The sequence below is a fragment of the Angustibacter luteus genome (assembly GCF_039541115.1).
Classification (GTDB): Bacteria; Actinomycetota; Actinomycetes; order Actinomycetales; family Angustibacteraceae; genus Angustibacter; species Angustibacter luteus.
In genome coordinates, this window is sequence record NZ_BAABFP010000002.1 from 1,285,156 (window position 1) to 1,295,952 (window position 10,797).

A 10,797-nucleotide genomic window follows, 5' to 3' on the forward strand; every position below is an offset into this window, starting at 1 on the left:
CTGCGCGGGCCTGCGCACGCTGTCGGAGCCGCCAGGTAGGTTCGGGACCGTGCGAATCGCCACCTGGAACGTGAACTCCATCCGAGCGCGGGTCGACCGAGTCGTGGACTGGCTCGAGCGGGCCGACATCGACGTCCTGCTCATGCAGGAGACCAAGTGCCGGGACGACCAGTTCCCGGACCTGCCCTTCGTGGGGCTCGGGTACGAGGTCGCGCACGTCGGGCACTCGCAGTGGAACGGCGTGGCCGTGGTGTCCCGGGTCGGGCTGGCGGACGTCGAGATCGGCTTCCCGGGTCAGCCGGGCTGGGGTGACCCGGTGGCGGCGGAGGCGCGCGCGATCGCCGCGACCTGCGACGGGGTGCGGGTGTGGAGCCTGTACGTGCCGAACGGCCGGACGCTGGACGACCCGCACCTGACCTACAAGCTGGACTGGCTGGCCAAGCTGCGCGAGGCGGGCGCGGGCTGGCTCGCGGACGACCCCGACGCGCAGGTGCTGCTGGGCGGCGACTGGAACGTCGCCCCGCGCGACGAGGACGTCTGGGACATGGCGGTCTTCGCGACCAGCACGCACGTCTCCCCGCCCGAGCGCGCCGCCTTCCAGGCCGTCGTGGACGCCGGGTACGCGGACGTCGTCCGGCCGTACACCGAGGGCCAGTTCACCTACTGGGACTACACGCAGCTGCGGTTCCCCCGCAAGGAGGGCATGCGGATCGACTTCGCGCTCACCTCGCCGGCGCTGGCGAGACGCGTCACGGGGGCCGAGATCGTCCGCGAGGAGCGCAAGGGCAAGGGCGCCAGTGACCACGCGCCCGTCGTCGTCGAGCTCGACTGACCTAGGTTGCCGTCATGACGACCGAGGGCTACGCCGACTTCGAGGGCTCGCAGACCTGGTACCGGATCGACGGCGAGTGGCCGCCGTCGGCCGACGGGCCGGCGCCGCTGGTGGTGCTGCACGGCGGTCCGGGCGCGACGCACGACTACCTGCTGCCGCTCGCCGAGCTGGCGCGCGGCGGCCGTGCCGTCGTGCTCTACGACCAGGCGGGCAACGGCAACTCGACGCACCACCCCGACCGGGGCGGGGACTACTGGACGGTCGAGCTGTTCGTCCGGGAGCTGGCGAACCTGGTGCAGCACCTGGGGATCGGCGACCGCTACCACGTGCTCGGCCAGTCCTGGGGCGGGTTCCTGGCCCAGGAGCACGCGCTGACGTCGCCGCCCGGGCTGCGCTCCCTGGTGCTGTCCAACACGGCGGCATCGTTCCCGGACTTCGTCGCCGAGGCGAACCGGCTGCGCGCGGACCTGCCGCCGGACGTCGAGGCGACGCTGCGCCGGCACGAGGCCGACGAGACCACGGACACCGCCGAGTACGCCGAGGCGTGCATGGTGTTCTACCTGCGCCACGTCTGCCGGCTCGACCCCTGGCCGGACGGCGTCGCGGCCGGCTTCGCCAAGATCGACGAGGACCCGACGGTCTACCACACGATGAACGGGCCGTCCGAGTTCCACGTCATCGGCACCATCCGCGACTGGGAGTCGCACTCACGGCTGGGCGGGATCGCCGTCCCGACGCTCGTGCTGAGCGGTGAGTTCGACGAGGCGACGCCGGCCCTGCAGGTTCCGCTCGTCGACGGCATCCGGGGGAACGGCGTCGAGGTCGAGCAGGTGGTCCTGGACGGTTGCTCGCACCTGCCGTTCTGGGAGCAGCCCGAGCGGTACCGGTCGCTCGTCGAGGACTGGCTCGGGCGGCGCGACTAGCCGACTCCGGGACCCGTCTCGCCGCCGAGGCCGGGCCAGAGCGCGGCCATGACGAGGTCGGCTGCCTGCTGGGCGCTGACCTGTGCCTCCTGCCCCGAGCGCCAGATCGCCACCCGCTCGCACGCGCCGGTGACGAGCTCGGCGCGCACCTGCAGGGCCAGCGGGCTGACCTGGGCCGCGCCGGGCATCGACCCCAGCAGGGCCTGCGTGTAGTCGCTCTGCTGGCGGCGGATCTCCTCGATCTCGGCCGCGCCGGGTCCGGCGTTCAGCATGGCCTCGGACTGCAGCACCGCCCAGGCGGCGGCGTGGTCGTCGACGAACTCGAAGAACGCGCGGACGGCGTTCAGCATGATCGCCCGAGGCTCGCCACCGGCCGAGACGGCGGCCATGGTCTTGTCGTGCAGCTGCTGGCGGCTGCGCGCGAGGCAGGCGGTGAGCAGGCCGTCCTTGCTGCCGAAGTACTCGTAGAGCATGGGTTTGGTGACACCGACCCGGGTGGCGATCTCGTCCATCGACGTCGCCTGGTAGCCGCGCTCGGCGAAGACGGCTTCGGCCACCTCGAGCATCTGCTGCTCACGCTCGGCGCGGGGGACGCGCCGCCGGGTGGGGGTCTTCACAGCGGCACTCTACCTCGGGTAACTTACCTCAGGTAAGTAGGCAGGGGGCCGAAGATCGGAGTTCGCGTGGCCGCAAGGGCACCAGGCTCGCCGCCGGACCACACGGTGTCGACGCAACACGCCGGGTCGACGCAACACGCCGTCAGCAGCCGGATCACCGTGCTCGCGCCGGATGGCACGCGGCTGGCCACGTGGGTTCGCCAGCCCGCCGATCCGCTGCCGCACGACGCACCCACCGTCGTGCTCGCGCACGGCTGGACCCTGAACCACGGCGCGTGGGACCGGGTCACCGACCGGCTCCTGGACCGCCGCGACGTCCGGGTGGTCAGCTACGACCAGCCGGGGCACGGCGAGTCCGGGCGGCACGGGCGCCGGCACGAGGCCAGCGTGCACGACCTGGGGGATGACCTCGACGCCGTCATCCGCGCCGTCGCACCGCACGGGCCGCTCGTGCTCGCCGGGCACTCGATGGGCGGCATGACCGTGATGGCGTTCGCCGGGACCCATCCGGACGTCGTCCGCGACCGGGTCCGGGGGGCTCTGCTGGTGAGCACCTCCGCAGGCGACCTGTCCGGCCTCGGACGCCGCGGCGAGGCGGGGCTCATGCGGGCGCTCGCGCACGTCCCGGCGCTGCGCGGCGGCCGGGCGATCACCGCCCGCGGCCAGCGCGCCCTGCTGTTCGGGGACGTCGCCGACCCGGCCGACGTCGCCGCTACCCGCGCGATGGTGGCCAGGACCAGACTGTCGTCCGTGGGCGCCTACTACGCAGCCCTGGGTCGACACGACGAGTACGCCGCGCTCGACGAGCTCACCGACATCCCGACGACCGTGCTCGTCGGCGACCGCGACAAGCTGACACCCGTCTCGCACGCGCGACGGTTGGCCGAGCGGATTCCGAGCGCCGAGCTGGTCGTGCTGCCCGGCGCCGGCCACATGCTCGGCTACGAGGCGCCCGAGACGATCACCGACCACCTGTGCGCTCTGCTGGAGGGACCACGATGAGCACCGAGGACGCGACCCTCGCGACTGGCTCGACTCCCGCGGACGTGGTGCACGAGGCGGTCGTCGTGGGCACCGGCTTCGGCGGTCTCGCCGCGGCGATCGAGCTGCGTCGCACCGGGGTCCAGGACGTCGTCCTGCTGGAGAAGGCGGACGACCTCGGCGGCGTCTGGCGGGACAACCGCTACCCCGGCTGTGCCTGCGACGTCCGCTCGCACCTGTACTCGTTCTCGTTCGCACCGTCCTCCCAGTGGTCCCGGACGTTCGCGCGGCAGCCGGAGATCTGGGAGTACCTGCGCACGGTCGCCGCCGACTTCGGTGTGGCAGAACGGATCCGGTACGGCGAGGAGCTCGTGGACGCCCGGTACGTCAACGGCACCTGGCAGCTGACCACGGCCCGCGGCACGTCGCTGCGCACCCGCTCGCTCGTGCTGGCGACCGGCGCGCTGCACGAGCCGTCCCTGCCGTCCATCGAGGGGCTGGACTCGTTCGGCGGCACCATCTTCCACACCGCGAACTGGCCGGACGACGACACCGCGGCGATCGACGGACGCCGGGTCGCCGTCCTGGGCACGGGGGCCAGCGCCGTGCAGGCGGTGCCCCAGCTCGCCCCGCGCGCCGCGCACCTGACCGTGCTGCAGCGCACGCCGCCGTGGATCCTGCCCAAGGCGGACCGGCCGGTGAGCGAGCGCGAGCAGCGCTGGCTGGAGAAGGTGCCCGGACTCAACTGGCTGGTGCGCTCGGGCATCTACTGGCGCAACGAGTCCCAGGTCATCGCGTTCACCTCCAAGCCCGGCGTGATGAAGGTGATGGAGAAGCTCAGCCGCCGGACGCTGAGCAAGGCGGTCACCGACCCGGTCGTGCGCGAGAAGCTCACCCCGCAGTACCGGATGGGCTGCAAGCGGATCCTGCTGAGCAACGACTACCTGCCGACGTACAACCGGCCGGACGTCACCCTCGAAACCGCCGCGATCGCGCGTATCGAGCCCGACGCGGTGGTGACCGTCGAGGGCGTCCGGCACGAGGTCGACACGCTCGTGCTCAGCACCGGGTTCGCCGTCACCGAGCCGTTCCAGCACCTGACCGTGACCGGTCCGGGCGGGCGCACGCTGCGCGAGGCCTGGGCCGAGGGCATGCAGGCGCACCTGGGGGTCACGGTCGCCGGCTTCCCCAACCTGTTCTTCGTGGTCGGCCCGAACTCCGGACTGGGCCACAACTCGATGATCTTCATGATCGAGACGCAGACCCGCTACCTGGCGCAGTGCATCTCGTTGCGGGACAAGGCCGGAGCGCGCTCCATCGGCGTCCCGCAGCAGGTCCAGGACGAGTTCAACGCCGAGCTGACCAAGCGCAGCAAGCACACGGTGTGGGCGTCCGGCTGCCACAGCTGGTACATCGACCGGTTCGGAAACAACCGGGTGCTGTGGCCGGCGTCCACGGTCAACTTCTGGCGCCGTACCCGGCGCGTCGACCCGCGGCACGTCGTCCTGGATCCCGAGCTGGGGCGCGCGGCGGCCAGCCCGGCAGCCAGCCCAACAGAGGGGGTGTCGGCGTGAAGCGCCAGGTGGCGCTGGTCACCGGCGGCGCGTCCGGGATCGGGCGGTCGTTGGCCGCGGCGCTGGCCAGACGGGGGCACACGGTGGTGATCGCGGACGTCGACGAGACCGCGGCGCAGGGAGCCGCGGCCTCGCTCGGCGGCCAGGCCGTCGCGCTCGACGTGACGGACCGGACGGCGTTCGCCGCGGTGGCCAAGCAGGTGGTGGCCGACCACGGATCGCTGGACCTGCTGTTCAACAACGCGGGCATCGGCGTCGGCGGACTCGTGGACGAGCTCGGCGACGAGCACTGGGACCGGTGTCTCGCCGTCAACCTGCACGGGGTGGTGCACGGGGTGCAGGCGGCCGTGCCGATCATGACCGAGCAGGGCAGCGGGCACATCGTGAACACGGCGTCCATGGCCGGACTGATGACCGTGCCGATGATGCTGCCGTACACGACGACCAAGCACGCCGTCGTCGCGCTGAGCCGGGCGCTGCGCGCCGAGATGGCGCCGGTCGGCGTGCGGGTCAGTGCGGTGTGCCCGGCATTCATCGCGACGCCCCTGCTGGACAACCTCAACCCTGGGCTCGGCGAGAACGAGGCGACGCGCAGCGTGCGGACGTCCGCCGCGCGCCTTCAGCCGGGCGGGCTGCCCGGGCCGGACGAGCTGGCCGAGGCGGTGCTGACCGGGGTGGCGCGGAACAAGGCGCTGATCGTGTTCCCACGCGCGCAGTGGGGCGTCGTCGCCGCGCAGCGCTGGGCGCCGGGCCTGGTGGACCGGCTCATCGGCCAGGAGGTCCGCGCCTACCGCGCCCGCCGCCGTCCCGCCTGACCCTCGCTTCCGCCACCCAGCCCGGTTTCCGCCACCCAACCCGGTTTCCGCCACCCAACCCGGTTCTGGAGTCACAAGACCGGCCTGAGGGGCGGAAGCAGGTGGGTGAAGGCCGCGAGCGGCCCCTTCAGCGGAGCCCGATTCGAGCCGATGTGCGCCACACGCGGGCCCGCTCGGTGCCCGCGTCCCGCCTGGAGAGGACCTGTCCGTGCGACGCGCGCCCATCGGCCTGCTGTGTGTTCCCTTGATCCTGGCCGGCGCGACTGCCGGCTGCTCCGCCGGCGCGTTGTCCGCACCGATCAAGGCGGCTGCTGCAGCCGGCGAGCCGCCCGTGGTGGCCACCGGATCGCCGTTCACCGTCGAGCAGTTCGGCCTCACCCCGGTAGACCTCACGCTGAGGTACCGCGAGTGCCGGACCGTCATGCCACCTGACGCGAGCCCCGCCGTAGCCGCCTACGTGAACGCCACCAACAGTGCGCTGCCGGGGGAGCTGCTGCTCACCCTGGCCCTCGACGACGGACCGGCCGATGCCACGGAGCGCGCCGAGCAGCTGCGGCTGGACACGATCAAGCTCGCGGCGATCAAGGCCGACCCCGAGCTGGCCAAGGCGGCAACGGCTCTCATCAGGTCCGTGTCCAACTACGACAAGGTCCTCACGATCTCGAAGGGCGACAAGATCTGGCAGAGCAATGCGCCCGTCGCGCACGCGTACAACAACGATCGCTCCGCAGCCAGCCAGCGCCTGCGTGCGGCCCTCCACCTGCCGCCCAGCGCCTGTGCCGTGCGGCGGCCCTGAGCGTCAGGCTCGGGTGACGGTGAGGCCCGGCGCGTGCTGGTCGGCCGGGCGGTCGACGAGCACGGTGTCGCCGTCGCGCACCTCGCCGGACAGCAGCGCCTTCGCCAGCCGGTCGCCGATCTCCTTGGCGACCAGCCGCCGCAAGGGACGGGCGCCGTAGGCCGGGTCGTACCCCGTCAGCGCCAACCACTCCCGGGCCGCGTCGCTCACCACGAGGGTCAGCCGCCGCTCGGCCAGCCGCTGCCCCAGCCGGTCCACCTGCAGGTTCACGATGCGCGACAGCTCGTCGAGCGACAGCGCGTCGAAGATCACCACGTCGTCCAACCGGTTCAGGAACTCCGGTTTGAACGCCGCCCGCACCGCGCCCATCACGGCCTCGTGCCGGGCATCGTCGTCCAGCGACGGGTCGACCAGGTACACCGAGCCGAGGTTCGACGTCAGCACCAGGATCGCGTTGCGGAAGTCCACGGTGCGGCCCTGGCCGTCGGTCAGCCGACCGTCGTCCAGCACCTGCAGCAGGATGTCGAACACGTCCGGGTGCGCCTTCTCGACCTCGTCGAGCAGCACCACCGAGTACGGACGACGGCGCACGGCCTCGGTCAGCTGGCCGCCCTCGTCGTAGCCGACGTACCCGGGCGGGGCGCCGACCAGCCGGGAGACGGAGTGCTTCTCGCCGTACTCGCTCATGTCGATCCGCACCATCGCGCGCTCGTCGTCGAACAGGAAGTCCGCGAGCGCCTTCGCCAGCTCGGTCTTGCCGACGCCGGTCGGGCCGAGGAACAGGAACGATCCGGTGGGCCGGTCGGGGTCGGAGATGCCGGCACGAGAACGCCGGACGGCGTCACTGACCGCCTCGACGGCGCGGCGCTGACCGATCAGCCGGCCGCCGAGCACGTCCTCCATGCGCAGCAGCTTCTCGGTCTCGCCCTCGAGCAGGCGCCCGGCGGGGATGCCGGTCCAGGCCGCGACCACGTCGGCGACGTCGTCCGGGCCGACCTCGTCCTTGACCATCAGGTCCTCGACGTCGGTCTGCGCCTCGGCCACCTGGGCCTGGGCGAGCTCGCGCTCGATGTCGGGGATCTGCCCGTACAGCAGCGCGGACGCCGCTCCGAGGTCACCCTCGCGCTGCAGGCGCTCGGCCTGCGAGCGGACGTCGTCCAGCTGGCTCTTGAGGTCGCCGACCCGGTTGAGGCCCGCCTTCTCGTGCTCCCAGCGGGCGTTCAGCGCCGCGAGCTGCTCGCTCTTGTCGGCGAGGTCCTTGCGCAGCCGCTCGAGCCGCTCACGCGAGGCGGCGTCGTCCTCGCGAGCGAGGGCGAGCTCCTCCATCTTGAGCCGGTCGACGGCGCGGCGGAGCTCGTCGATCTCGACCGGGGACGAGTCGATCTCCATCCGCAGCCGGGACGCCGCCTCGTCGACGAGGTCGATCGCCTTGTCGGGCAGCTGGCGGCCGCTGATGTAGCGGTCGGACAGCGTCGCGGCCGCGACCAGGGCCGCGTCGGCGATGGCGACCTTGTGGTGTGCCTCGTAGCGCTCCTTGAGGCCACGCAGGATTGCCACGGTGTCGGTGACGCTGGGCTCGCCGACGAAGACCTGCTGGAAGCGTCGCTCGAGCGCGGAGTCCTTCTCGATGCGCTCGCGGTACTCGTCGAGCGTCGTGGCGCCGACCAGCCGGAGCTCGCCGCGGGCGAGCATGGGCTTGAGCATGTTGCCGGCGTCCATCGCGCCCTCGCCGGACGCACCGGCGCCGACAAGGGTGTGCAGCTCGTCGATGAAGGTGACGATCTGCCCGTCGGAGCCCTTGATCTCCTCCAGCACCGCCTTGAGCCGCTCCTCGAACTCGCCGCGGTACTTCGCGCCGGCGACCATCGCGCCGAGGTCGAGTGAGATCAACCGCTTGCCGCGCAACGACTCCGGGACGTCGCCGTCCACGATGCGCTGGGCCAGGCCCTCGACGACGGCGGTCTTGCCGACGCCGGGTTCGCCGATCAGCACCGGGTTGTTCTTGGTGCGGCGGGACAGCACCTGGATGACCCGGCGGATCTCGGCGTCGCGGCCGATCACCGGGTCGAGCTTGCCCTCCTCGGCGGCCGTCGTCAGGTCGACGCCGTACTTGGTGAGGGCGTCGTAGGTGGACTCCGGGTCGGGGCTGGTGACCTTCGCGCTGCCGCGGATCTGCGGCAGCGCGTCGAGGACGCCCTCGCGGGTGACGCCGTCCGCCTTGAGTGCCGTGCCGAGCGCGCCTGAGTCGCGGGTCAGCCCGAGCAGCAGGTGCTCGGTGGAGACGTACTGGTCGCCGAGGGCGTCCGCCTCCTCCTTGGCCGCCTCGAGCACCGTGAGGGCGCCGCGGGACAGCTGCGGGGCACTCACCGTGGCGCCGCTGGCCGACGGCAGTCCGGCGACGATGCGCTCGGCCTCGGCGGTCAGGTTCTGCGGGTTGACGCCCATCGCCTGCACCAGCGGGCGGGTCGTCCCCTCGCGCTGGCCGAGCAGGGCCACCGCGAGGTGGGCGGGCTCGACGTGCGGGTGTCCGGCCGCTGCAGCACGCCGGACGGCGTCGCCGAGCGCCTCCTGGCTGCGGGTGGTGAGGGCAAGCTCCATGCGTGATCTCCTGATCGTGCTTCGGTGGTCACCTTGGTCAACGCGCACAAAGTTGAGTGTGTTCCGCTCAACCTTATCGGGATCGGCGCAGAACCGGCAGGATGGGCGGATGGACATCGAGGCGGTCGTCGACGAGCTGTACCGGCTACCGCCCGACGAGTTCACCGGACGCCGCGACGAGCTGGCCGCCGACGCGAAGGCCGACGGGGACGCCGCACTGGCCAAGCAGGTCAAGGCGCTGCGCCGTCCCACCGCCTCGGCCGCGCTGATGAACCAGCTGGCCCGCGACGAATCCGACTCCCTGGCCGACTACCTCGAGCTCGGCGAGCAGCTGCGCGAGGCCCAGGCCAACCTGTCCGGCGATGACCTGCGCCGCCTCGGCCAGGAGCGCCAACGTGCCGCCGCCACGCTGGTGAAGCGCGCCGTCCTGCTGTCCGCCGGACCGGTCAGCCCGGCCGTGTGCGGGGAGCTCGACGCCACCTTGCTGGCCGCCGTCGCCGACCCGGCGGCCGGCCAGGCGGTCGTATCCGGCGCCCTGACGCGCGCCCTGTCGTACGCCGGCCTCGGCGAGGTCGACATCACCGCGGCCACCGCGACGCCGCTCAGCTCGACCTCCCCGGCCCCACGGACGACGTCCGGCGGGCCGCCGCCCAGCCCGGCGCCGGCGTCCGGTGACGGGACCCGGCGACGGTCCAAGGAGGACCAGCTCGCCGAACGCCGGACGGCCGCGGACGAGCGGCTGAGCCAGGCCGAGGAGGACATCCGCGAGGCCGCGCGCGCCGTCCAGGCGTCGATGCAGGCCGAGCTGGACGCTGAGCAGGCGCAGCAGACGGCCGAGCGCGAGGTCGAGGATCTGCGCGAGAAGCTCACCCAGGCCCGGTTCGCCGTCCGCGCCGCGCAGCAGCAGCTCACCACCGCGCACAGCGACCGCGCCACCGCCGAGCGCGCGGTCAGCGCGGCCGAGAAGGCGCGGGACAAGGCCAAGCGGCAGCGCGACATCCTCGGGGAGGACTGACGTGCCACCGATCAGCGGCGAGGACTGGTACGCCCGCGACCTGTCCGGCGAGCGATTCGAGAACGAGCAGCTGCTGGACGTCGACCTCACCGAGTCGCGCGGCCAGGGCGCCGTCTTCGACAGCTGCACCTTCCGCGGCGTGCGGTTCAACGTGTCCGAGTACACCGACTCCGCGTTCCTGTCCTGCACGTTCGTGCGGTGCTCGTTCTTCGACGCGCGGTTCACCGGCTGCAAGCTGACCGGCAGCACCTTCGACGGCTGCGACTGGGGGCCGGTGCGGGTCGAGCGGGGCGACTGGTCGTTCGTCACGCTGGCCGGTGCCGACCTGCGCTCGGCCACGTTCAGCGGCGTGCGGATGCGCGAGGCCGACTTGTCCCGGGTGCGGTTGGACGACGCGAGCCTGCGCGGGTGCGACACCTCGGGGGCGTCGTGGCGCGGGGCGAACGTGAGCGGGTGCGACCTGCGGGGTAGCGACCTGTCGACGCTCGACCCGGTGGGTGCGCAACTGCGGGGCGCGCGGATCACCATCGACCAGGCGGTGCAGCTCGCCGAGGCGCTGGGACTCGACGTGCGGCCGGACGCCGACTAGCTGTACTGACCACACAGGTTGGGGACGCGACTGGCCGGTGGTTGGCCGCCGAGTGCG

Annotated in this window: 10 protein-coding genes; 8 read left to right on the forward strand and 2 right to left on the reverse strand. The window is 72.5% G+C overall.

Features of this window, described 5'->3' with window-relative positions:
* Positions 1-49: 49 nt before the first annotated feature.
* Both ABEB17_RS06275 and ABEB17_RS06280 read left to right on the forward strand, forming a co-directional pair.
* Positions 50-832, forward strand: a complete 783-nt coding sequence (locus ABEB17_RS06275) for an exodeoxyribonuclease III (RefSeq protein WP_345715738.1) — start codon at positions 50-52, stop codon at positions 830-832.
* 14 nt (positions 833-846) lie between these two features.
* Positions 847-1,755, forward strand: coding sequence for a proline iminopeptidase-family hydrolase (locus tag ABEB17_RS06280; protein ID WP_345715739.1), 909 nt, complete (start codon positions 847-849; stop codon positions 1,753-1,755).
* Here the strand turns inward: ABEB17_RS06280 and ABEB17_RS06285 are convergent.
* Positions 1,752-2,372, reverse strand: coding sequence for a TetR/AcrR family transcriptional regulator (locus tag ABEB17_RS06285; RefSeq protein ID WP_345715740.1), 621 nt, complete (start codon positions 2,370-2,372; stop codon positions 1,752-1,754). The two genes, ABEB17_RS06280 and ABEB17_RS06285, sit on opposite strands and share 4 nt — an antisense overlap.
* A 105-nt stretch (positions 2,373-2,477) precedes the next feature.
* Here ABEB17_RS06285 and ABEB17_RS06290 point away from each other — a divergent pair, with 105 nt between their 5' ends.
* The 4 genes from ABEB17_RS06290 (at position 2,478) to ABEB17_RS06305 (ending at position 6,538) form a co-directional block, all read left to right on the forward strand.
* Positions 2,478-3,374 (forward strand): alpha/beta fold hydrolase, encoded by an 897-nt coding sequence (locus tag ABEB17_RS06290; protein ID WP_345715741.1) that lies wholly within the window; start codon positions 2,478-2,480, stop codon positions 3,372-3,374.
* The gene (locus tag ABEB17_RS06295; RefSeq protein ID WP_345715742.1) at positions 3,371-4,927 is read left to right on the forward strand and encodes a flavin-containing monooxygenase; all 1,557 of its coding nucleotides are present in this window, start codon (positions 3,371-3,373) and stop codon (positions 4,925-4,927) included. Before ABEB17_RS06290 ends, ABEB17_RS06295 begins: the two co-directional genes overlap by 4 nt.
* Positions 4,924-5,742 (forward strand): SDR family NAD(P)-dependent oxidoreductase, encoded by an 819-nt coding sequence (locus tag ABEB17_RS06300; RefSeq protein WP_345715743.1) that lies wholly within the window; start codon positions 4,924-4,926, stop codon positions 5,740-5,742. The genes ABEB17_RS06295 and ABEB17_RS06300 overlap by 4 nt, the downstream gene beginning before the upstream one ends.
* Before the next feature lie 208 nt (positions 5,743-5,950).
* Positions 5,951-6,538, forward strand: coding sequence for a hypothetical protein (locus ABEB17_RS06305; RefSeq protein WP_345715744.1), 588 nt, complete (start codon positions 5,951-5,953; stop codon positions 6,536-6,538).
* Positions 6,539-6,541: 3 nt separating this feature from the next.
* Here the strand turns inward: ABEB17_RS06305 and clpB are convergent, their stop codons facing one another.
* Positions 6,542-9,136 (reverse strand): ATP-dependent chaperone ClpB, encoded by a 2,595-nt coding sequence (gene clpB / locus ABEB17_RS06310; RefSeq protein ID WP_345715745.1) that lies wholly within the window; start codon positions 9,134-9,136, stop codon positions 6,542-6,544.
* Between the two features lie 109 nt (positions 9,137-9,245).
* Here clpB and ABEB17_RS06315 point away from each other — a divergent pair, with 109 nt between their 5' ends.
* Together ABEB17_RS06315 and ABEB17_RS06320 are read left to right on the forward strand one after the other, a co-directional pair.
* The gene (locus ABEB17_RS06315) at positions 9,246-10,151 is read left to right on the forward strand and encodes a coiled-coil domain-containing protein (protein ID WP_345715746.1); all 906 of its coding nucleotides are present in this window, start codon (positions 9,246-9,248) and stop codon (positions 10,149-10,151) included.
* A 1-nt stretch (position 10,152) separates the two neighbouring features.
* Positions 10,153-10,740 (forward strand): pentapeptide repeat-containing protein, encoded by a 588-nt coding sequence (locus ABEB17_RS06320; protein WP_345715747.1) that lies wholly within the window; start codon positions 10,153-10,155, stop codon positions 10,738-10,740.
* The last annotated feature ends 57 nt before the right edge of the window (positions 10,741-10,797 follow it).